General features: G+C 65.2%; 21 protein-coding genes. 11 read left to right on the forward strand and 10 right to left on the reverse strand.

The window, feature by feature from the left end; translation table 11 throughout:
• Nucleotides 1-18 precede the first annotated feature (18 nt).
• Both ACFSC3_RS08380 and ACFSC3_RS08385 read right to left on the reverse strand, forming a co-directional pair.
• Entirely contained in the window at nt 19-648 is a 630-nt protein-coding gene (locus ACFSC3_RS08380) for a Cap15 family cyclic dinucleotide receptor domain-containing protein (RefSeq protein ID WP_380939954.1), read from the reverse strand.
• The gene (locus tag ACFSC3_RS08385; protein ID WP_380939955.1) at nt 645-1,532 is read right to left on the reverse strand and encodes a nucleotidyltransferase domain-containing protein; all 888 of its coding nucleotides are present in this window, start codon (nt 1,530-1,532) and stop codon (nt 645-647) included. The genes ACFSC3_RS08380 and ACFSC3_RS08385 overlap by 4 nt, the downstream gene beginning before the upstream one ends.
• 1,173 nt (nt 1,533-2,705) lie before the next feature.
• On the opposite strand from ACFSC3_RS08385, the gene ACFSC3_RS08390 reads away from it, so the two are divergent.
• Nucleotides 2,706-3,278: a PEPxxWA-CTERM sorting domain-containing protein gene (locus ACFSC3_RS08390; RefSeq protein WP_380939956.1), complete on the forward strand. Its 573-nt coding sequence runs from the start codon at nt 2,706-2,708 to the stop codon at nt 3,276-3,278.
• Between the two features lie 283 nt (nt 3,279-3,561).
• Here the strand turns inward: ACFSC3_RS08390 and ACFSC3_RS08395 are convergent, their stop codons facing one another.
• The 3 genes from ACFSC3_RS08395 to ACFSC3_RS08405 all read right to left on the reverse strand — a co-directional run bounded on the left by ACFSC3_RS08395 (nt 3,562) and on the right by ACFSC3_RS08405 (nt 6,441).
• Complete coding sequence (locus ACFSC3_RS08395) at nt 3,562-5,235, reverse strand: SGNH/GDSL hydrolase family protein (protein WP_380939957.1); 1,674 nt, start codon at nt 5,233-5,235, stop codon at nt 3,562-3,564.
• 266 nt (nt 5,236-5,501) lie between these two features.
• Nucleotides 5,502-5,978, reverse strand: a complete 477-nt coding sequence (locus ACFSC3_RS08400; RefSeq protein ID WP_380939958.1) for a GNAT family N-acetyltransferase — start codon at nt 5,976-5,978, stop codon at nt 5,502-5,504.
• Between the two features lie 46 nt (nt 5,979-6,024).
• Nucleotides 6,025-6,441, reverse strand: a complete 417-nt coding sequence (locus tag ACFSC3_RS08405; protein WP_380939959.1) for a VOC family protein — start codon at nt 6,439-6,441, stop codon at nt 6,025-6,027.
• Between the two features lie 44 nt (nt 6,442-6,485).
• On the opposite strand from ACFSC3_RS08405, the gene ACFSC3_RS08410 reads away from it, so the two are divergent.
• Together ACFSC3_RS08410 and ACFSC3_RS08415 are read left to right on the forward strand one after the other, a co-directional pair.
• Complete coding sequence (locus ACFSC3_RS08410) at nt 6,486-6,737, forward strand: type II toxin-antitoxin system Phd/YefM family antitoxin (RefSeq protein WP_380939960.1); 252 nt, start codon at nt 6,486-6,488, stop codon at nt 6,735-6,737.
• Nucleotides 6,734-7,000, forward strand: coding sequence for a Txe/YoeB family addiction module toxin (locus ACFSC3_RS08415; RefSeq protein WP_380939961.1), 267 nt, complete (start codon nt 6,734-6,736; stop codon nt 6,998-7,000). Before ACFSC3_RS08410 ends, ACFSC3_RS08415 begins: the two co-directional genes overlap by 4 nt.
• Before the next feature lie 31 nt (nt 7,001-7,031).
• Here ACFSC3_RS08415 and ACFSC3_RS08420 read toward each other — a convergent pair whose 3' ends face one another.
• From ACFSC3_RS08420 to ACFSC3_RS08440, 5 genes are all read right to left on the reverse strand, one after another.
• Entirely contained in the window at nt 7,032-8,054 is a 1,023-nt protein-coding gene (locus tag ACFSC3_RS08420) for a ParA family protein (RefSeq protein ID WP_380939962.1), read from the reverse strand.
• A gap of 79 nt (nt 8,055-8,133) precedes the next feature.
• A complete protein-coding gene (gene thiC / locus ACFSC3_RS08425; protein WP_380939963.1) occupies nt 8,134-9,978 on the reverse strand; it encodes a phosphomethylpyrimidine synthase ThiC in 1,845 nt (614 codons plus the stop codon).
• A gap of 181 nt (nt 9,979-10,159) precedes the next feature.
• Nucleotides 10,160-10,657, reverse strand: coding sequence for a DUF2569 family protein (locus tag ACFSC3_RS08430; protein WP_380939964.1), 498 nt, complete (start codon nt 10,655-10,657; stop codon nt 10,160-10,162).
• A gap of 225 nt (nt 10,658-10,882) precedes the next feature.
• Nucleotides 10,883-11,320 (reverse strand): DUF2141 domain-containing protein, encoded by a 438-nt coding sequence (locus ACFSC3_RS08435; RefSeq protein ID WP_380939965.1) that lies wholly within the window; start codon nt 11,318-11,320, stop codon nt 10,883-10,885.
• The gene (locus ACFSC3_RS08440; RefSeq protein WP_380939966.1) at nt 11,238-12,023 is read right to left on the reverse strand and encodes a sterol desaturase family protein; all 786 of its coding nucleotides are present in this window, start codon (nt 12,021-12,023) and stop codon (nt 11,238-11,240) included. Before ACFSC3_RS08440 ends, ACFSC3_RS08435 begins: the two co-directional genes overlap by 83 nt.
• A 125-nt stretch (nt 12,024-12,148) precedes the next feature.
• Here ACFSC3_RS08440 and ACFSC3_RS08445 point away from each other — a divergent pair, with 125 nt between their 5' ends.
• The 8 genes from ACFSC3_RS08445 to ACFSC3_RS08480 all read left to right on the forward strand — a co-directional run bounded on the left by ACFSC3_RS08445 (nt 12,149) and on the right by ACFSC3_RS08480 (nt 22,223).
• A complete protein-coding gene (locus tag ACFSC3_RS08445) occupies nt 12,149-13,582 on the forward strand; it encodes a hypothetical protein (protein ID WP_380939967.1) in 1,434 nt (477 codons plus the stop codon).
• A gap of 111 nt (nt 13,583-13,693) precedes the next feature.
• On the forward strand, nt 13,694-14,332 hold the full coding sequence (gene paoA, locus ACFSC3_RS08450) for an aldehyde dehydrogenase iron-sulfur subunit PaoA (RefSeq protein WP_380939968.1): 639 nt from the start codon (nt 13,694-13,696) through the stop codon (nt 14,330-14,332).
• Nucleotides 14,329-15,276, forward strand: coding sequence for an FAD binding domain-containing protein (locus ACFSC3_RS08455; protein ID WP_380939969.1), 948 nt, complete (start codon nt 14,329-14,331; stop codon nt 15,274-15,276). The genes paoA and ACFSC3_RS08455 overlap by 4 nt, the downstream gene beginning before the upstream one ends.
• The gene (paoC, locus tag ACFSC3_RS08460) at nt 15,273-17,471 is read left to right on the forward strand and encodes an aldehyde oxidoreductase molybdenum-binding subunit PaoC (protein WP_380939970.1); all 2,199 of its coding nucleotides are present in this window, start codon (nt 15,273-15,275) and stop codon (nt 17,469-17,471) included. The genes ACFSC3_RS08455 and paoC overlap by 4 nt, the downstream gene beginning before the upstream one ends.
• A gap of 177 nt (nt 17,472-17,648) precedes the next feature.
• The gene (crtY, locus tag ACFSC3_RS08465) at nt 17,649-18,812 is read left to right on the forward strand and encodes a lycopene beta-cyclase CrtY (protein ID WP_380939971.1); all 1,164 of its coding nucleotides are present in this window, start codon (nt 17,649-17,651) and stop codon (nt 18,810-18,812) included.
• A complete protein-coding gene (locus ACFSC3_RS08470; RefSeq protein ID WP_380939972.1) occupies nt 18,809-20,281 on the forward strand; it encodes a phytoene desaturase in 1,473 nt (490 codons plus the stop codon). Before crtY ends, ACFSC3_RS08470 begins: the two co-directional genes overlap by 4 nt.
• 312 nt (nt 20,282-20,593) lie before the next feature.
• Nucleotides 20,594-21,175, forward strand: a complete 582-nt coding sequence (locus ACFSC3_RS08475) for an LOG family protein (RefSeq protein WP_380939973.1) — start codon at nt 20,594-20,596, stop codon at nt 21,173-21,175.
• A 94-nt stretch (nt 21,176-21,269) separates the two neighbouring features.
• Nucleotides 21,270-22,223, forward strand: coding sequence for a phytoene/squalene synthase family protein (locus ACFSC3_RS08480; protein ID WP_380939974.1), 954 nt, complete (start codon nt 21,270-21,272; stop codon nt 22,221-22,223).
• Nucleotides 22,224-22,277 lie beyond the last annotated feature (54 nt).

Here is a 22,277-nt window from a genome sequence, read left to right on the forward strand (position 1 = left end):
ATCGGGCAACCGTCGCGGTCAGTCCACCACTGCGAAGGCGTCCTGGGCCTCGGTGAACGTAGCAGGGTGGCCGCGCCGCCGGTCGGTAAGAGTGACGCTGCCGATCGTTTTCCGATCGGTCCAGTATTCGCCTTCCAGCCGGGTCGGCGTCGAGGACTCCGTGGTCAGCAGCATTGCTCCATAGTGCACCTCACTGCGATGCCGAAAGGGGCTGCCCGGCCGGTTGCGGTAGGCAACGTTGATCTCGAAGGTGCCGTCGGTGCACACCTCCACCCCGGCGGAGACGCTCTCAGAGCGGGACTCGGCCGTGAGGAGCCGCAGGCTGAGTGCTGATCCCGTCTGACGGACGACCATGAACGCCATGATGGGCGGAATACCAGCGCCGGTGGACGGGTCCACCCAGTCGCTCACGATCTCCGCGCGCCACGTGCCGTGTAGGTAAGGCCGCCTGACGAGCCAGCCGCGGAATATCGGCCAGTTCCAGAGCCACCGGTCGAAGGTCAGGAGGATGCCCGAGACGGCACCGACGACGAGGCTGAAGGGTGCCAGCATCGGTAGCGTCACCGGTATGCCGCGCCAGAGCAGCAGTCCCACCCACAGGGCGACCGACAGGCCGAGGAAGGTCGTGATCTGGTTGCGCGTCATCATGGCTCGAACCCGAGGTAGTCCCAGCAGTCGGCCACGAAGCTGTGGGCGCCCTGCCAAGTCCAGGGCTGCTGGCCGTGGAACAGATATTTAAGCTCGCTGACCTCCCCCCATTGCCCGCAGTCTTCGTGGGAGCGCGTGTTGTTGTAAAGGAAGGCGAGGCAGTGGCGAATATCGGATGCCCAGGTCGCGTTGCCAAACTGGTCGTTGGGCACGTTCCACACCAAGCACTCCACTAAAAAGCTGGTGGTGGCTGCGGCCGACGCCACGCCGTCCGCGAGCATGGCATACCGAAGCGTCTTCAGGATCCGCACGCAGCCCTTGAAAGAGCGGCCGGTGGCGTCGTTCTTCGCGACCGCGTTCGCGTAGTGCTGCTCGGGCCAGTTGATGGTCCGCGCCCCCGACCGGGTCCACATCTCGGCCCCACGCAGGTATGAGCCGGCGCCGTCGAAGCGGCGGTGCTCAAAAAAGGGAGCGACGTCGGCGTCGACGCGGTAGCTGTTCGCCTTAATGTCGAACGCCTTGTCTCCGGGCGTCACCCCCGAGCCGAAGTGGCTGGCGAGCGCCTCTCCGACCTCGCGGCGGAAGTCCGGGAAGTGGTACGTCGCGTCGACGTAGCCCAGTGAGTGGAGCGTGGCGCCGGGCGGCCCCTCCCAAAAGAAGGTATCGGTGCAGAGGACGGCCACGTCGACGTCGCTGTCCTGCCGGACGTTGACACGGTTTCGGTAGGAGCCCTGCGCGAACACGCTGACGGTGCGGGCCTTCAGTGCGTCGCTGGCGGCGATCGCGTTGCGCACGGCGCGCTCGGCGTTGTCCATCCGGTCGCGCTCGGTCTGCGATGGTGGCGCTGCCCAGCGCGCCAGCTGATCCTCGGTAAACCTCATCATCGCGCCTCCCGCGGGGAGTATAGATGAGCATGCAAACGCGGCTACCCCAACCTACTCCTGACGGAGATCCCGCTCAGCCGCCTTACAGGCTTCTGCCTCTATGAGCGTTCACCCGCTCCCGGAACGAAGGTCTTTGGCAACCGACAGAAAGCGTGCCGACCACCTTCGTTGATCAGCATTGCACAAGAAATTTGGTGGCGAACATGAACGCAGGCCCGCTTAGCGTCGTGCTTCGCCTTAAGTTGCCGGTCTGCTTACCACCAGTGACCGGCGGTTGAGCCGCACCTGCCCGGCTACCTGAACGAAAGGCAGCTTAGACCGAACAGCGCCAGAGAGCAGACAGTCTGCTGCCCACCGCAAGCGGACGTTCCGCTTACGCTCAACTGCGAACATGCAGCTGGCTTCCCCGAGAAACCCCTCTATTCATTCCCGCCGACCGCGTTCGGGCCAATCTAACAGGCCATTTCGACCCATCGCCTTGGAACTAGCCAAAGTCTTTGATGCGCCAGCCTTCGCATGATCTACAGGTTCCGACCCACTAGTCCGCCAGCGGTGTGAGGTCGACCTGCTCTCCCCCACGCGGCGAGCATGTTGCATAGTCCCGAAACGAGCCCGCGACCCTCAGCTGAAACCCTCTCCTAACTCATTGATCACGCTCAATCGGGCAATATCGTGGCAGATTAACGTGACTTCGGGCAAAGCGGTTGACCGCGGGCAGAAGTTACAAGTTGTCACCCGAGGGGGGCGAGGGCAGGCGGGAACGTCAAAGGACAAAACCGGACTGAAAACAAGGGCTTGGTGGTCAGATGATCACTAGGCCCTTGTTGCATCACCTTTCCGCGTGGTGCGTTTGAATGCGGCGGACTTCCGCCAATTTCCGCTGACTATCGACAGGTCGGTACAGCATGCATGCGACGCACGTCCCCGACTCTTGCGCGCGACGGTTACCTAAGCCCGCCTGAGCCCAACGAGCGGGTTTTATGAACAAGCCTGTCGCAGCCGTGGTCGTCGCGGTCGCTGTCTTACTGGTCATTGCTCAGGTCGCCGCCCGAACAGTTCAGCAGCTTGTCGATGCAGTCGACCCTTCGACCCTTCGACCCTTCGACGCGCTCGGCGCCTCGTCACGCGCTGAAGCGCCTCGGGCGGTGGGGAGCCGCCCTTGGGGGGAGTTTTATGAAACTCGCATCCATCGCTTGCGCGGCTGTCGCCGTCGCTGTCGCCACGCCAGCTAGTGCCGCCGTGTACACGTTCAACACCTCGGTCGGCGCGGGATCGGCCACGGGATCGATCACCACCGACGACACTATTGGCGTGCTGAGCGGCGCCAACATCACGGCCTTCAACATCCTGATCAACGATGGCGCCGACAGCTTCACTGTTACCAACAACAATGGCTCAGTTCTGATTGGCGGCAACGCCTTGACAGCGACGAGCACGGGACTGTCCTTCGATTTCAGCGCACAGGGCGCCAACTACGCCCTGTTTCAGAACCCGTTCCCCGGCAGCAGCGTCAACTATTTTTGCTTGCAGACAGTGGGGTGCTATTTTCCGGCAGAAGCCGGGATCGGCATTAGGTTGCAAGGCGAACTGCTTAACTCGAGCCTGAGCGGAAATGTGCAATTTGCGCAGGCTGCCGCCGCTGCCGTACCCGAACCGGCAACCTGGGCAATGATGCTGATCGGCTTCGGCGGGATCGGCGCCTCGATGCGTCGTCGCAAGCAGGTTGCGGCCGTCAACTTCGCCTGATTACGGCCTCCGCATACCGGGTCGGGCGTGAAGCCGTCAGTCGAAAGGCTGGCGGCTTTTTGCTGTGATCAGTTTTTCGGGATCGGCCCAACCGCGGGTTGGCCCGATCGCTGTGTATCCAGGCGTTCTTGATCTGACGCCCATTGCCCAGGTCGCCGCCCGAACAGTTCAGCAGCTTGTCGATGCAATTGGCCTTCCAGGCGGCCATCGTGTCGTCCCATGCCCCGAACCAGTCGGAGTGGAACGTCAAGCCCGGCCGCATTGCGCACCATGGTTCCTCCGATCATGGCAGCACCGCCGCCAGCAGCATGTCATTGCCGTACTGAGTCGTGTTCGCCGCGGGCGTCTGCGACGTGTTGAAGGTTCCCCAGTGCCCCACAACAAGGCCGTAGCTGGGGCTGAAGGTCGACGCAGGATACCGGATGACGGTCGTCCCGTTGACGAAGGTCGGCGCCGGCGTGTCATTGTCGCGCAGGTAGAAGATCACACCCTGCCCGCCGATCCCGACTGTGAGAGCAGCATCGGCCGCGTGGTCCCCGTCACCGCGATACTGATAAGCCAGCTTTGCGGTCTGACCGATCGCCTTGGTCGAGTTGGCGGCAGCACCCGCCCACACCTTGACGCCGTAGAAGCTGGTTGCCGGGGCGCTGACGACGATGTCGTAATCGCCTGCCGCGAGCGCTTGGTTGGCCGGTCCTGCGTACAGGTAGAAGGCCGAATCGGTCGATACGAGCAACGTTGCGGCAACGCCGTTGATCGTGACGCCAGTGGGCGGTGTGTTCTCTTTGAACAACGCAACGACCGGACGACCCGCGGGGAACGGAATGGCCGCGAAGGTGACGGGGCCGCTTCCCTGCGTCTCGTTTACCTGCGCCGTGCTGCCGGCCAGCGCCGCGAAGGACACCGGCGGGGACGCCGATGCGGTGCGCACCGTGAACGTGTCGCTGGTGGTGCCGATCGTCAGCGGCCCGTCGACCGCCGTGTCCGCACTGGCCGAATTGACCAACCGCCGCAGCGCCACGTCGCCGTTCATCACGTCGCGGGCCGCCGTACCGAACGCCCCCTGCCCGGTCGCCATATCGCCCGCGCCGGTCATGGTCTGCGTCGCGCGCCGCCCGATCCCCATGCCGGTCACGCGTACCGACCCGATGGCGGTAGACCCCGCCGCCTGGTTGTTGAGGTCGGTGAAGGCGAACTGCGTCGGGGTCGTCGCGGTCGAGCGCGCCTTGATCGGCCCCAGCACATCGGCAGCGATCTCGTTCAGGACCGCATAGCCTGCCGCGTTCGGATGGACGTTGCCGTCCGAATAGCTGGAGTTCTGGAAGTTTGCGAGGGTCAGCAGCGGGTGTTCGCCGAACGGCACGATATAGTCGAGCCAGTCGCCGACCCCGGCGCGCAGCTGGACGTTGACCAGCACGCGCGCGTCGTTGTGCATCTGCGTGTCGGCCGCGCCGTTCGGCAACAGCGTACCCGCGCCGATCAGCTGCACGCCGCTTGCGCGTAGGGCCGAAACCGCGTCCTTGTACCGGGCGATGAACGACGCGGCATAGCTCGCCGCATCGGTGCCGCCATAGGACAGCACATCGTTCGCGCCGAAGAACATCAGCACCGCGACCGGCGCGAACGCCTTCAGCGCGTTCAGGCGGCCGTAGAAGCTGTTAGCGCCGTCCGCGTCTGCGTCCGAGGGCGACCCGATCCCGGCACCGCCTTGGGAGAAGTTCTGGCTCGTCACGTCCGAATTGTTCGCGGCCCACACGGCTGGCACCCCGGCGGCATGCGCGCTGATGCTGTCGCCGGCGAAGGCCATCCGCGTGAGGACGGGTGTCGCGCTGGGGGTAGGGGTCGGTGCGGGCGTGGGCGAAGGGGGCGGTGTCGGCGTGGGCGTCGGTGCGACCACTCCGTCGCCGCGCACCAGGCGTGGTGCAGTCAATCCCAGGTCGAGCGAAAGCGTCGGCATCGGCGGTCCTTTCCAGTCATGTCGGTGATGTGCGGTGCTATGGCGAGCCGGACGCGCGCGGCTGGGGCACGGTCGATCGGCGGACGAGCGTCTATCCTGCGCGAATGCGTCGCGCGGAAGGTCCTGGGTTTGGTAAAGGCGGCGCGGCGGACGCGCGGGGCGCGGCGATGGGCTCGATCGTCATCCCCCAGGATAGATCAGAGCAATTCCAACTTTACGATGGCTGTTGGAAAGGTCGCGCCGCCGCTGTGGCTTTCGCGCATCCGTCAGCCGAGCGGATACCGCATCGCAACGTCGCACCGCGCATAGGTCGCCCCGTAGCGCACGCGGATATCGGCGTCGTGGACGAAGCCGGCGCGTTCGTAGAGGTGGATCGCCGCCGCGCACCGGCTGTTGGTCAGCAGGTAGAGCGCCGTGATATCCGGCAGCGCCCGCGCCCGGGCGATCAGCGCGTCGAGCAGCACCGCCCCGGCACCGGAGCCGTGCACATCGGCGCGCACGCCCATCTTGGTCAGCTCATACGCACCCCCGCCGGTCGGCATCAGCGCACCCGTGCCGATCACGCCGTGCTCCGGGTGCTGCACGAACAGGATGACGCCACCCCGGTCGATAATCGCCTCGCGCGGGTGCGACAGGACATGCTCGTCATGCGGTTCGAGCGTGAACATGTCGGCGATCCACGCGGCGTTGATCTCGTGGAAGGCGGGCGCGAGGGCGTCGGTATAGGGCTGAATCGTCAGCATGGCGGTGCCTGTAGCGCGTCCGGCGCCGACTGTCCCGCCGTGAGGCTCAGCCAGACGTGGCTGCTCCGGGCGCATGTTCGATCAAGTCCCACAGATTGCCGTACAGATCGGCAAACACCGCGACGCGGCCATAGGGCTGATCGACCGGTGGCCGGACCCAAGTCACTCCGGCGGCGGTGAAGCGCGCATGATCGCGGTCGAAATCGTCGGTGGCGAGGAAGAAGCCGACCCGCCCCCCGGTCTGATCCCCGACCCGCGCCGCCTGCTCGGGCGTCGCGGCGCGAGCGAGGAGGATGGTGGTCGCGTGCGGCCCGGCGCCGGGCGGGCGGATGGTGACCCATCGCTTGTCCTGGTCGGGCTGATGGGAGTCCTCGACGAGGTCGAAGCCGAGCGTGCCGACGTAGAAGGCGAGGGCTTCGTCATAGTCGCGGACGACAAGGGTGATGTGGGCGAGGTGGGGCATGGCGCCACATTGACGTTGGACAAGAAATTGTCCATATACGGCGCATGCACGCCGTCAGCTATTCCGAAGCGCGCGAAAACCTGAAGTCGATGATCGACAAGGTCGTCGCCGACCGCGCGCCCCTCGCCATCACTCGCCAGCGCGGGCAGGAGGGGGCGGTGCTGATCTCTGAAAGCGAATGGGCGTCGATCGAAGAGACGCTGTACCTGCTCGGCTCGCCGAAGAACGCCGCCCGCCTGCTCGACGCTGTGCGCGGATTCGAGAGTGGCGAGGACAAGGCCGTCCCCTTCCCGTGAAGGTCGCGTTCTGGCCGACGGCGTGGGACGATTATCGCCACTGGCAGGACAATGACCCGGCCATGCTGGAAAAGCTGAACGGGCTGATCGAGGAATGCCGGCGCCACCCGTTCAAAGGCACCGGCAAGCCCGAACCGTTGAGCGGCAATCTGTCAGGCTGGTGGTCGCGCCGGATCAGCCGCGAGCATCGGCTGGTGTATGGGGCCGCAGGGAGCGGAGCGGAACAAGTGCTGCAGGTGGCGCAGTGCCGGTATCATCATTGAAATTAGCACTGCGCCATGAATTCACCTTTTGCTACCAGAGGCTCTTGGCAAGATCGCTTACTATCGCGCGGTTCTCGTCCAACTGGTCCTTATTAACCTTCACCCGTTGAGACGCGACACTTAGCGTACCCGATACCATCGACACGAAAGGAGCTCCGCGAGCGAATGCCACGACGCCTGACGTCTGAAAATCCTTAATTTCCTTGATTCCATCCTTCACTTTACTGAATGTAAAGAATGCAGGATAACTTGAAAGAATTGACTTAACATCATTCGATATTCCATCAAGGACCGCAGCATATCCTTTTGCTACCTTGATATACTGAGTAAGGCGGTTCTTAACAATTAAGTGAATTTTAGGAAGCGGTAGCTTCCCATCGGTCATACGAGTATGGAAGTTATGCTGCGCGTATATCTCAGACGGCAGCTTGATCCCAAAAATTAAACTCATAGCATTCTGGATGCCGCGACGGGATGAATCGTCGGCGGTGACAGGAAGGACCACGCGTTCGCATGCCGCCAAGGCAATTTGCGTGTACATCGAAAAGCTTGGATTCATATCCACAAAGCAGTAATCGTAGTCGTCTTCTGCGGAACTTATGAAGTCTCTCAACCACGAGACAACAGCAATCCAGCTATTAGTTCCCGGAATTTGAGTGTTAGCAAGCGTTGAAATCGCATTGGCCTGAAGTTCAAGTAGTGGGTCGCCGGCAAGAAGATTGATATTTCTTGGGATAACTTTATTAAAGTCACTAGGCTTAGATACGTAGTTTGCTACTGCGATCCCGGCGCCATCGAACGGTTTCGGCAGTCGTGTTTGGAAATATCCGCCGATGGATTGCCGACCAGGCTGACCATGGAGAACAAGCAGATTCTTACCGCCGTCATGTTCCTGCCCTCCGAGAAAAAGCTCGCTTAGGTTTGCTTGAGGACAGACATCAATGACGAGGATGCGAGCCTTCGGGTTCTGCGACGCGAACGCACAGATCGTTTGAAAGGAAAGACTCGTCTTTCCGGTACCACCCTTGTTATTCCAGAAACCCATCGTTCGCATAGTCACCTCCTCTCTGCTACGAGCATATGTAGCTTTGTTACAAGAAGGTGTCAAGAATGATCATTGTTCTGTTGCATTGCTACTTGCGGCTTAGGTAGATTTCGCCACCGTTCTCCTTGAAAATGCCGCTCATCCCGGCCATCCCGGCCTCGGCCTCTTCCGCCGCGACGAACGTCTCGACCGGCGCATTCTGCTTCGCCGCGAAGTCGCGCACTTCCTGCGTGATCTTCATCGAACAGAACTTCGGCCCGCACATCGAGCAGAAATGCGCAGTCTTGGCGCCTTCTGCGGGCAACGTCTGGTCGTGGTATTGCTCGGCCGTTTCCGGGTCCAAAGACAGGTTGAACTGGTCGCGCCAGCGGAATTCGAAGCGGGCGCGGCTGAGGGCATCGTCGCGCAGCTTGGCGGCGGGGTGGCCCTTGGCCAGGTCCGCGGCGTGGGCGGCGAGCTTGTAGGTGACCACGCCGACCTTCACGTCGTCGCGGTCGGGCAGGCCGAGGTGCTCCTTGGGCGTGACGTAGCAGAGCATCGCGGTGCCGTACCAACCGATCATCGCGGCACCGATGCCGCTGGTGATGTGGTCATAGCCCGGCGCGATGTCGGTGGTGAGCGGCCCCAATGTGTAGAAGGGCGCCTCGCCGCACGCTTCCAGCTGCTTGTCCATATTCTCCTTGATCTTGTGCATCGGCACGTGGCCGGGGCCTTCGATCATCACCTGGACGTCCTGCTCCCAGGCGCGCTTGGTGAGCTCGCCGAGCGTGTAGAGCTCCGCGAACTGGGCTTCGTCATTGGCGTCGGCGATCGAGCCGGGGCGCAGGCCGTCGCCGAGCGAATAGGCGATGTCATAGGCCTTCATGATCTCGGTGATCTCGTCGAAGCGCTCGTAGAGGAAGCTCTCCTTGTGGTGCGCCAGGCACCATTTCGCCATGATGCTGCCGCCGCGGCTGACGATGCCGGTGACGCGCTTGGCGGTCAGCGGCACATAGGGCAGGCGGACGCCGGCGTGGATCGTGAAGTAATCGACGCCCTGTTCGGCCTGTTCGATCAGCGTGTCGCGGAAGATCTCCCACGTCAGATCCTCGGCGATGCCGCCGACCTTTTCGAGCGCCTGATAAATGGGGACGGTGCCGATCGGGACGGGCGAGTTGCGGATGATCCATTCGCGCGTGTCATGGATGTTGCGGCCCGTCGACAGGTCCATGACCGTGTCCGCGCCCCAGCGGATCGCCCAGACGAGCTTGTCGACTTCGGTCGCGACGTTGCTGGCAACGGCGCTGTTGCCGATGTTGGCGTTGATCTTGACCAGGAAATTGCGGCCGATCGCCATCGGCTCGGTTTCGGGGTGGTTGATGTTGTTGGGGATGATCGCGCGGCCGCGGGCGACTTCGTCGCGGACGAATTCGGGGGTCACATAGTCGGGGATGGCGGCGCCGAAGCTCTCGCCGTCGCGGACATATTCGCGGAGCATCTCGCGGCCCAGATTCTCGCGGGTCGCGACATATTCCATCTCGGGGGTGATGATGCCGCGGCGGGCATAGTGCATCTGGCTGACGTTGGCGCCGGCCTTGGCGCGCAAGGGGCGGCGGACGACGTTGGGGAACTGCGGCACCCCGCCCGAGCGGTCGGGGCCGAGCTGGCCGTTATCTTCCGGGCGGACCTCGCGGCCGTCATAGGCCTCGACGTCGCCGCGCCCCATGATCCAGTCGCGGCGCAGCTGCGGCAGGCCGGCCATGATGTCGATGCGCGCGTTCGGATCGCTGTAGGGGCCGGAGGTGTCGTAGACGTTGAGCGGCGGCTCGCCGGACGAGGGCTCGAGGTCGATCGCGCGCATCGCGACGTTCAGCGGGCCGACGTGCACCTTGCGGCTGCCGCGGATCGGGCCGGTGGTGACTTTCAGTTCCGTGCGGGCGGGGATGTCGGCCATGTCTCGTCTTCTCCAAAGGGGAGGGGAAGACGGGGTTGCGACCGCGCTCCACTCCCTACGCCGGTGTCAGCCGGATCAGGTTCGGCGGGTCGAGGGCTGCGGCCCTCCTCTCAAACGCAGTATCGGCGCTCCCCCGGGGATGGCGGGTGTTGTAGCAGATCGCGGGGCGGAAGGAAGCGGACTATTCGAACACCGCGCTCAGCGAATCGCTCTCGGGATAGCGGTCGTAGGTGTTGGCGACCCGCTCCGAGCGGAGCAGATAGGCGGTCCAGATCGCAGCGTACACGAAACCGCGCAGCAACTCCGGCGCGATCACGCCGATATGATCGAACGGCGAGGTGCGGGCGAACAGGGACGCGACGACCAGATCGATGATCAACGTCAAAGGACCGAGCGTCCACAGTCCGACCAGCACCAACTGGACCGATCGCCAGACGTGAACCGCATAGAGGCGCCACCCCAACCAGATCGATGCGCCGACCGAGGCTGCAACGAGGGTCCATTCGACGATCTGCAGCGTCGCCCAGGAAGCTCCATAGGTCGTTGCGACCGAAGGATCGGTGTAAAGCGACTGTGCCGTCGTGGCGACAGCGCGAAGCGGCCCGAAAACCGTCAGCGTGAGAATGAAAAACATCAGCCATCCGCCGACGCCGCGCAGACTGCGATCGTTATAAGCCATCGTCTGTTCTCCCCCCGGATGAAGAAGGGATCATATCGGGCTGGCGGTTCGGGTAAAGCGCGGTCTTGCCTTGCCGTTAGTGCTTCGGACAGTGAGCGAAGCGTAGGCCGGTTGGGCATAGGCCTTGTCCAGCGCCACGCCGTCAGACGGAGCCAACTTTGCCGGCGCCGCTGCTCGACGTGGCGAGTCGGCGGATTGCTCACGGAATCCGCGCGCCGCCCGCGATTACAGCAGATACTTCATCCGAATATCCTGCATACTCCCGCCCGCCTCCAGCGTGAAGCGCGCCGCGCCGAACTTGGGTGGGCCGAAGTGGATCGCGGGATTGCGCGAGAAGCCGAAGCCTTCGCGCGGGATGCCCATCAGCGTGTCGAGCTTCGAATTGGCGTTCTCGTCATGGATGACGGCGATCGCATAGCCGCCGACCGGCAGCGCATCGAAGCGGACCGACTTGCTCGCCGCCGGCACAGTGCGACGCAGCGCGCGCGCATCGTCGACGCAATTGGGGAAATTGGTCGGGTCCGACGTCAGGCAGAGCTGGATCACGCCCTTTGCCGAGCGCAGATTGTCGACGTCGACCTCAAGCCGCCCGACCGGGCTCGCTCCCCCCAGCAGCGTCCAGGCGAGGCCCGCGAGGGCGATGCTTCGCGAAATCGCCGACACCCTGGTCGGTGCCGCAAAGCCGGTCCCAGAAGCGGAAATATAATCCATAGTTACACCTGTACGCGTCGTGGTGCCGCTGATGATGGCTCGCGGTAATCAGCCACGCCCCCACACGCCCCCCCCACAGGAACCGCGGGAACATCTCCCAACCCATATGATTGGTCACACCCATAACCGTCATGACGCCAAGGACCAATCCCAGCATCGCGACATGGATCGGAATGAGCAGCACGAGTAGCGGAATTACCACAGCCAGCGTCACCGCCTCGAACGGGTGGAACGCCATCGCCGCCCAGGCGGTCGGCGGCCGGCTGGCATGGTGGACGGCATGGACGCGCTTGAAGACGGCCGGACGATGCATCCAGCGGTGGGTCCAGTAGAACCACGTATCCTGGATCACGAGGTAGACGAGCACCGATACCGGCAGCCACCACAGGGGATAGGCGTGCCAGTCGTCGTAGATTCGCGTCCACCCGCGATGCTGCCACCCCCAGGCGACGATACCCGCCGGCGCGCCGTAAATGATGGCGGACGCAAGGCTCCAGCCGATCTCGCGACGGATCTGTGCATCGAGCCCGCGGTAGTGGCCTGGGTGCTTCACCCGCGTCGCCAGCGCAAACCCGCCGCTGGCGATCAGGTAGCGGACCGCGACGATGACCGACATCGCGAGCGCGGAGAGGAGGATGGCGAGGGCGGCGGACATGTGCGGACCGCCATACAGGGCGGGACAGGCTTTGCGAAGCGGTTCGCGGAAGGCTTGCCGTCGCCCTGCCTCTGATCCTACCCGCCTGGCAGCAATAGGGGCGCGGGGGCGATCGGATCATGGGGATGAAACGCGGCATCGGTTCGGGCGGGTGGGTGGCCGTCGTCGCGACACTATGGCTGATCCGCCTGTGGACGCTGAACGGCCTGCCCTTCGCGGGCGAGCCGATCTGGATGGGATGGTTCGATCAGAGTCGCTACTTCGCATCGGCGACGGCATTCGCGCGGGGCGACCTGTCGCCGGCGGCGCACTGGTATCCGCTCGCCTATCCGTTGCTCGCCGCGCCGATCGCCTGGATCGTGCCGCGCGACCCGTTCCTGCCGCTCGACCTGATCCTGTATCTCGTCGCCTGCCATGCCTTCCGCAACGTCGCGGCACGGTTGCAGATCGGGCCGGCGCTGGCGACCGGCTGCTTCGTCCTGACGACATTGATCGATGCGACGGTGGCGCGGGGGTGGGTCGACCCGTGGACGACGACCCTGTCGGCGGCGCTGATCTGGTCGCTCGCCGACCAGATGCTGCGGATCGTCGGTTCGGAAGGCGCCAGCATATCCAGACGGCAGGCGATCCTGTTCGGTGCGGTCGCTGCGGCCATCCCGCTCGTCCGACCGGTCGATGTACTGGTCGCCGCGACCGGTGTGGCAGTGGTCGCGATCGTGCTGCTGCGGGCGCGGAGCCTGTCGATCCGTCTCGCCGCCCTGACCTGCGTCGGCGCCGCGGCGGTGATCGCTGCCTATGCCGCGCTCCATCTGGCGATCTACGGCGCGCAGGCGACGCCGTACATGATCGCGGCGTCGCGGACCGGGTTCATCTGGGCCGACTTCGGATGGAAGGCCTATGTCCTGCTGATCCATGCCGAGCCGTGGTTTCCGGATACGCTGGCGGTATTCGAGCGCATGCCGTGGATCGCGGTGGGCATCGCGGGGCTGATCGCCACGGCGATTACCGGCGGGCAAGCGGTGCGCCGGACGATCGCGATCCTGGCGCTGCTGGCGATACCGGTCAGTGCGGTCATGCTGACCTATGCCGATCTGCAGCCGCCCGGGCTCTGGCGATTCGGCAACATCCATTATTTCAAATGGGTGCTGCCGCTGGTCGGGCTGGGGGTGATCCTGTGCGTGAGGCTGGCCCTCGTGCCCGGTCGGCGGGCGATGCTGGCAGGGATCGTGGCGGCGTGCCTGCTGCCCCTCGGCATCCGGGTGGTGCCACAGCCTGTCGACGACTCCGAGCCGGCCCGCATGCTGACCTTCGCCGGCGACACCGGGCGGGTGTGGGACGAGGCGTATTTCGCACCAGTGACGATCGTCGACACAGGCGGGCGGCTGGCGAACATCAACGGGTTTCACCAAGTGCCCGACGCCGACGGCCAGCGCGCGATCGCCGTCAGTCGGCTGTTCCTGAGCGATCCGCGACGCAGCGATCCCGGCGAGACATTGCGAGCGCAGCCACAGGCGCCGACTGGCCGGTTCGCGGGCCGACTGACGTTTCTCGGGCTCTGACGGCCTGTCTCCGATCAATCCACCTTCACTTGGTACGGTTGCCGCCACCGCGCTATGCAACGCAGCCATGGACCGCGCGTTACAAAACCCGATCAGCCCGCCGGAGACGACATGCTTGAGCAAGACCCATCCTTCTGCCTGTCGAGGCGTGGCCTGATGGCCGGGACCGCTGCATCCGCCGCGCTGACTGCGGTGCCCGCCGAAGCCGCAGGCGCGCCCGCGGCCGAACGGCCGGCGACGATGCCGCTGACGATCGAGGTCAACGGCCAGCGTCGCAGCCTGGAGGTCGATACGCGCACGACCCTGCTCGACCTGCTGCGCGAGAATCTGAAGCTGACCGGCACGAAGAAGGGCTGTGATCACGGCCAGTGCGGCGCGTGCACGGTTCTGGTGAACGGGGAGCGGATCAACAGCTGCCTTTCGCTCGCCGTGCAGCATGCCGGCGACAAGGTCACGACGATCGAGGGGCTGGGCACGCTCGCGAAGCTCCATCCGATGCAGGCGGCTTTCATCAAACATGACGGCTATCAGTGCGGATATTGTACGCCGGGGCAGATTTGTTCGGCGGTCGGCGTGCTCGACGAGATCAAGCGCGGCATACCGAGCCACGTCTCGGGCGACATCGCCGCCAAGCCCGGTGTGACCGCGGACGAGATGCGCGAGCGGATGAGCGGCAACATCTGTCGCTGCGGTGCCTATTCGAACATCGCGGATGCGATGGCCGAAGTCGCCGGAGGGTCGCGGGCATGAAAGCCTTCACCTACGAACGCGCGCGGACGCCGGCCGAGGCGGCGGCAGCAGTCGCGGCCAGGCCGGGCGCGAAGTTCATCGCGGGCGGGACCAACCTGCTCGACCTGATGAAATTGCAGATCGAGACGCCGACGCATCTGGTCGACGTGCAGGATCTGAAGCTCGACCGGATGGAGCGCGCGGGCGATGGCGTGCGGATCGGCGCGCTGGTCAGCAACACCGCGCTCGCCGCCGATGCGCGCATCCGCAAGGACTATGGCGTGCTGTCGCGAGCGATCGTCGCGGGCGCCTCGGGCCAGTTGCGCAACAAGGCGACGACCGCGGGGAACATCCTCCAGCGCACACGCTGCCCCTATTTCTACGACACCAACCAGGCGTGCAACAAGCGCAAGCCCGGGTCCGGCTGCGCGGCGATCGGCGGCTACTCGCGCCAGTTGGGCGTGATCGGCACGTCGGATCATTGCATCGCCACCTATCCGGGCGACATGGCGGTAGCGCTCAGGGTGCTCGATGCCAGCGTCGAGACGGTGAAGCCCGATGGGGCGACGCGCGCGATTCCCTTCGCCGACTTCCACCGGCTGTGGGGCGACACCCCGCACATCGAGACTGCGCTAGAGCCGGGCGAGTTGATCACCGCAGTGACGTTGCCGAAGCCGATCGGCGGCACGCATATCTATCGCAAGGTCCGCGACCGTGCGTCCTATGCCTTCGCGCTCGTCAGCGTCGCGGCGGTGATCGGCAAGGACGGCTCCGGCCGCGCGGCGTTCGGTGGCGTCGCGCCCAAGCCATGGCGGGTCGAGGCGGCGGAGCGCGCGATGCGTGACGGTGCGAAGGCCGTGGCGGCGCAGGTGTTCGCCGGTGCGCGACCGACCGAGGACAATGCATTCAAAGTGCCGCTGGCCGAACGGACGCTGGCGGCGGCGATCGCGGAGGCGCGGGCATGAAGTTCAACGAACCTGCGGGCCAGAACCCGATCGACAACGGCAAGGTCGTCGGCCGTGCGACCGACCGGATCGACGGGCCGCTCAAGACCACGGGGCGCGCCCCCTATGCCTATGAGCGCCATGACGTCGCGCCGAACCAGGTCTATGGCTATATCCTCGGCGCCGGGATCGCGAAGGGCCGGATCGCGTCGATGGACGCGAGCGAGGCGCGCCGCGCGCCGGGCGTGCTCAAGGTGGTGCTGGCGACCGAGCATCCGCCGCTCAAGACCGGACCGATGAACACCGCGCGCCTGTTCGGCGGAGCGGAGGTCGAGCATTATCATCAGGCGATCGGCATCGTCGTCGCTGAGACGTTCGAACAGGCCCGCGCCGCCGCCGCGCTGGTGCGCACGACCTATGACCGCGCCCCCGGCAAGTTCGATCTCGCGGCTGAGGCCGAGGGCGCCGAATTTGTCCCCGGCGATGGCCCCGACAAGGCGCCGGTCAAGCGTGTCGGCGATTTCGCCAAGGCCTATGCCGATGCGCCAGTGAAGATCGACGTCGCCTTCACCACCGCGGACGAAAGCCACGCGATGATGGAGCCGCATGCGACGATCGCGGCGTGGAACGGCAACAAGCTGACCGTGTGGACCGCCAACCAGATGATCGCCTGGGCCAAGCGGGAACTAGCCAGGACGCTAGAGATCCCGCCCGCCAATGTCCGGGTCGATTCGCCGTTCATCGGCGGCGGCTTCGGCGGCAAGCTGTTCCTGCGTGCCGATGTCGTGCTGGCGGCGATCGGCGCGAAGGCGGCCGGACGCCCGGTCAAGGTTGCGCTGACCCGGCCAATGATGGCCAACAACACGACGCATCGCCCCGCGACGATCCAGCGCCTGCGACTGGCGGCGACGCAGGACGGCAAGCTGACCGCGATCGCGCACAACAGCACGAGCGGCAATCTGAAGGGCGGCGACCCGGAAACCGCGATCGCGCAGACCAAGCTGTTCTATGCCGCGCCGAACCGCGAAACGTTCATGAAGCTGGCGGTGCTCGACCTGCCGGAGGGCAACGCGATGCGTGCGCCGGGCGAAGCGCCGGGGCTGATGGCGCTGGAAGTCGCGATGGACGAGATGGCGGAAAAGCTGGGGATGGACCCGGTCGAATTCCGGATCATCAACGACACCCAGGTCGATCCGGAAAACCCGGAGAAGAAATATTCCGACCGTAACTTCGTTCAGTGCCTGCGCACCGGGGCGGAGAAGTTCGGTTGGTCGCGTCGCAACGCGCAGCCGGGCCAGGTCCGCGACGGCCGCTGGCTGGTCGGCATGGGCATGGCGGGCGGCTTCCGCAACAACATGCTGATGAAGTCGGCGGCGCGGGTGAAGCTGGACGGCGGACGCGTGACGGTCGAAACCGACATGACCGATATCGGCACCGGCACCTACACGATCATCGCCCAGACCGCGGCCGAGATGATGGGCTTGGCTATCGACCAGGTGCGCGTGGTGCTGGGCGATTCGGATTTCCCCGCGTCCGCCGGATCGGGCGGGCAATGGGGCGCGGCCAACTCGACCGCGGGCGTCTATGCCGCCTGCGTCAAGTTGCGCGAGGCGGTGGCGACCAAGCTTGGCCTCGACCCGGCGACCGCGAGCTTCACCGATGGCCGGGTGATCGCCGGCAACCGCAGCGTAGCGCTGTCGGACGCAGGCGCGCTGACCGCAGAGGACGGCATCGAATATGGCGATATCGGCAAGCGCGTCGTCCAGTCGACCTTCGCCGGGCATTTCGTCGAGGTCGGCGTCGATGCCTATACCGGCGAAATCCGCGTGCGACGCATGCTTGCGGCCTGCGACGCCGGACGCATCCTCAACCCCAAGTCGGCGCGCAGCCAGGTGATCGGCGGCATGACCATGGCGGTCGGTGCTGCGCTGATGGAGGAACTGGCGATCGACAAGCGTTTCGGCTTCTTCGTCAACCACGACCTTGCCGGCTATGAAGTGCCCGTCCACGCCGACATTCCGCATCAAGAGGTCATCTTCCTCGATACGCTCGACCCCTATTCGACGCCGATGAAGGCGAAGGGCGTGGGCGAGCTTGGCATCTGCGGCGTCGGTGCGGCGGTGGCCAACGCGGTCTACAACGCCACCGGCGTGCGGGTGCGCGACTATCCGATCACGCTGGACAAGCTGATCGACAAGCTGCCGGCGGTGGCGTGACCCTCTTTCCCGTTCGTGCTGAGCGAAGTCGAAACACCGTCCTGCGATACACTGCGCGCGTCGCTCACGGCATGAAGAACGGTGCTTCGACTTCGTTCAGCACGAACGGGAGGTATGAGACACCCCGCCCGAATCCATCGCTTTCGCCGCACCACCGCTTCGGCTAGGCCTTACCCCGTGTCGGACATCATTACATGCGACGTCGCGATCGTCGGCGGGGGCCTCGCGGGCGGCATTATTGCGCTGGCCCTCGCGCGATCGCACCCGGACGCGCGCGTCGTCATCGTCGAGCGCGGCATGTCACTGGGCGGCAACCATATCTGGTCGTTCTTCGGCCCGGACGTCGCGCACGCCGACCGCGATCTGGTGATCCCGCTGATCGCGCATGTCTGGCAGGGCTATGACGTCGCCTTCCCGGCGCGCCGCCGGATGCTGCCGGTCAACTATTATTCGACCACCTCGGAAAAGCTCGACGCTGCGGTCCGTGCCGCGATCCCGGCGGAGCGCATCCTGACCGATCGGAAAGTGGTGGGGGTCGGCCCGACCGGCGTCGCGCTCGCCGACGGCCTGCGGATCGAGGCGGGCGGCGTGATCGACTGTCGCGGCAATGGCGACCTGTCGGCACTGGATGCCGGCTGGCAGAAGTTCATCGGCCGCGAGTTCGTGCTGAAGCGCCCGCACGGCGCGGTCCGCCCGACCGTGATGGACGCGACGGTCGAGCAGATCGACGGCTATCGCTTCGTCTACACCCTGCCCTTCGCCGATGATCGCATGTTCATCGAGGACACCTATTACAGCGACACCCCCGACATCGACCGCGCGGCGCTGGCGGCGCGGATCGAGACCTATGCGCTCGCCAAGGGCTGGAAGCCCAAGTCGGTGGTGCGCGAGGAAGGGGGCGCGCTGCCCGTCATCATCGGCGGCGATTTCGACCGCTATTGGGCGAGCACCGGCAGGGATGTCGCAAAGGCGGGGATGCGCGCCGGGCTGTGCCAGCCGACCACCGGCTATTCTTTGCCCGACGCCGTCCGGCTCGCCAGCCTGATCGCCGCGAGCCGCGACCTGTCGGGCGGCCACCTCGCGACCCTGACCCACGATCATGCCCGGGCCGCCTGGCGCGCCCGCGGCTTCTACCGGATGCTGGATGCCATGCTGTTTCGTGCTGCCGAACCGGGCGAACGCTATCGCGTGCTCGAACGCTTCTACGGGCTCGACCCGAAACTGATCGCGCGCTTCTATTCCGCGCGTTCGACGCTCGGTGACAAGGCGCGGGTGCTGACCGGCAAGCCGCCGGTGCCGATCGGCCGCGCCGTCCGCGCGATCATGGGGAAGACGGCATGAGGAGCGCGGTCGTCATCGGGGCCGGCTTCGGCGGCCTAGCACTTGCGATCAGGCTGCAATCGGCCGGTGTGTCCACCACCATCGTCGAGGCGCGCGACCGGCCCGGCGGGCGGGCCTATGTCTGGGAAAAGGACGGCTTCACGTTCGACGCCGGCCCGACCGTCATCACCGCGCCCGACGTGCTGAAGGAATTGTGGGCGCTCTCCGGCCGCGACATGGCGGAGGATGTGACGCTGTTGCCGGTCAATCCCTTCTACCGCCTGAACTGGCCGGACGGGACGAACTTCGACTATACCAACGACGACACTGTCCTGCGCGGCGAGATCGCCAAGCTCGATCCCGCCGATATCGAAGGCTATGGCCGCTTCCTCGAATATTCGGCCGGCGTGTATCGCGAAGGCTATGAGAAGCTGGGCCATGTCGCCTTCCTCGACTTCAAGTCGATGCTGACGGCGGCGCCGGCGCTGGCGAAATATCAGGCGTGGCGATCGGTCTATTCGATGGTGTCCAGCTTCGTGAAGAACGAGAAGCTGCGCGAAGCCTTGAGTTTCCACACCTTGCTCGTCGGCGGCAATCCGATGACGACCAGTGCCATCTATGCGCTGATTCACAAGCTGGAACGCGACGGGGGCGTGTGGTTCGCGCAAGGTGGGACCAACCGGCTGGTCGCGAGCATGGTGCGCCATTTCGAGCGGCTGGGCGGCATTGTGCGCCTCAATGCGCCGGTCGACACGATCGACACGCTGGGCGACCGCGCGACGGGCGTGACGCTGAAGAGCGGGGAGACGATTCCCGCGGACATGGTCGCGTCGAACGGCGACCTGATGCACACCTACCGCGACCTGCTGCGCACCTCGCGCTCGGCCAAGCGCACCGCGGCGCGCCTGGAGCGCAAGCGCTTCTCGCCCTCACTGTTCGTCGTCCATTTCGGGATCAAGGGCACATGGCCGGGCATCCCGCACCACATGATCCTGTTCGGCCCGCGCTATAAGGGGCTGCTGGCCGACATTTACGACACGGGGATGCTCAGCGAGGACTTCTCGCTCTACCTCCATCACCCGACCGTCACCGACCCGACGATGGCGCCGGAGGGGCATTCGACCTTCTACGCGCTGGCGCCCGTCCCTCACATGGGCAAGTTCGTCGGCGACTGGGACGCGCTGAAACCGGTGATCGAAAAGCGCATCCTGGACGAGGTCGGCAAGCGGCTGATCCCGGACATCCACGATCGGATCGTAACCAAGTTCAGCTATGCGCCGAGCGACTTCGGCCGCGACCTGTCGGCGCATCTCGGCAGCGCGTTCAGCCTAGAGCCGGTGCTGACGCAGAGCGCGTATTTTCGGGCGCATAATCGGGATGATTCGATCCCGAACCTGTATTTCGTGGGTGCGGGCACGCATCCGGGGGCGGGAATTCCGGGCGTGGTCGGGAGTGCGAAGGCGACGGCGAAGCTGATGCTGGAGGGCTGAAGAAGGAGGGTTTAATCACGCAAAGGCGCAAAGGCGCAAAGGCGCGAAGGGGAGAAGATTTGGGCTCACGCGGAGACGCGGAGACGCGGAGACGCGAAGGGAGATACTTGCCGCATTCGTCTCGCGTCAGCGAGATCTCCATCGTCCGAAGCGCCCGAAGTGTAAGGGCCGCTGGCGCGGCAAGATCAGACACCTCCGCGTCTCCGCGTCTCCACGTCTCCGCGTGAATCAAAATCTTCTTAGCGCCTTCGCGCCTTTGCGTGATCAAACCCTCCTTCTTCTTCCCCCCAAACCCAGCTACGAGCCCCGACCATGAAGCGTCTCGCCATCTATTGCGGCTCGGCCACCCCGAGCGATTCCGTATTCGTCGATTCCGCCCGCGCGGTGGGCAGGGCACTTGCCGAGCGCGGGATCGGCGTCGTCTATGGCGGTGGCCGGCTGGGCCTGATGGGCGCGGTCGCCGATGCCGCGCTGGAGGCGGGCGGAGAAGTGATCGGCGTCATCCCGCAGGCCCTCGTCGATGCCGAGGTCGCCCATCGCGGCTGCACCGAACTCCACGTCGTCGACACGATGCACCAGCGCAAGCAGGCCTTCACCGACCTGTCGGACGGCTTCGTCACATTGCCCGGCGGCACCGGCACGATGGACGAATTGTGGGAGGCGATGAGCTGGGCGCAGATCGGCTATCACGCGAAGCCCGTCGGCCTGCTCAACGTCGCGGGCTTCTATGACGGGCTCATCAGCTTCGTGCACACGATGGGCGAGGTCGGCTTCCTACGCCCGCAGCATCGCGGGCTGCTGATCGTCGACGATCAATTGGACGGGTTGCTGGCGAAGATGGCGGCGTTCACGCCGGCGACCACGATTACGCAGATCGGCGCGAAGGATTTGTGATGTTATCGTCCGTTCGGGCTGAGCTTGTCGAAGCCCTGCCCTTTCTTCCGGGCAGAAGAAGGACAGCCGTTCGACAAGCTCAGGGTGAACGGTGATGGAGGCTGCTGCTAATCCAGACCGCGCCATCCTCGTCGCCCAGGCCGGCGCGACGATCGCAAAGGGCTCCAAGAGCTTCGCCGCCGCCAGCAAGCTGTTCGACCCCGTAACGCGGGAACGCGCGTGGCTGCTCTATGCCTGGTGCCGCGCGTGCGACGACATCGCCGATGCGCAGGAACTGGGGCATGACCAGCAGAAGGTGACCGACCCCGCCGAGCGCATCGCGCGCATCCGCAATTGCACCGCGATGGCGCTGGCGGGCAAGCCGACCGGCGACCCGGCCTTCGACGGGCTGGCGATCGTGGTCGACGAGACGGGGATGCCGCGGCGGTTCATCGACGACCATATCGCCGGCTTCGCGCTGGATGCCGACGAATGGCGGCCGCGCTCGACCGACGATCTCCTGCGTTACTGCTACCATGTCGCCGGCGTCGTCGGCTGCATGATGGCGGTGGTGATGGGGGTCGCACCCGACGATGACGCGACCCTCGATCGCGCATGCGATCTGGGGCTTGCCTTCCAGCTCGCCAATATCGCGCGCGACATCGAGGAGGATGATCGCTCGGGCCGCTGCTATCTGCCCGAGGAATGGCTGGTCGAAATGGACTTCCCGCCCGGCCAGCATATGAAGCCGCCGTTCCGCAAGCGGCTCACCGTGCTCGCGCGGCGGCTGGCGACGATGGCGGGGGAGTTTGAAGAGAGCGCGCGGTTCGGGACGCCGGCCTTGTCCTACCGCTCGGCCTGGGCGGTGCTGGCGGCGGCGGACATCTACGGCGGCATCGCGCGTAAGGTCGCGGCGGCCGGGGACCATGCGTGGGATCATCGCGTGACGACGACGAAGGCGGAAAAGCTCGCCGCGATCGCGCGGGCAGGGGCGCAGGCGGCGGGTCGTGCGCGGCTGTATCCGCCGACGGCGCGCGACGCGGAATTGTGGACGCGGCCGCGGGGATAATCGTCATTCCCGCGAAGGCGGGAATCCATCTTTCACGCTGTCCTTGGGGCACGT

This window comes from Sphingomonas floccifaciens, assembly GCF_042681125.1.
Taxonomy (GTDB): domain Bacteria; phylum Pseudomonadota; class Alphaproteobacteria; order Sphingomonadales; family Sphingomonadaceae; genus Sphingomonas; species Sphingomonas floccifaciens.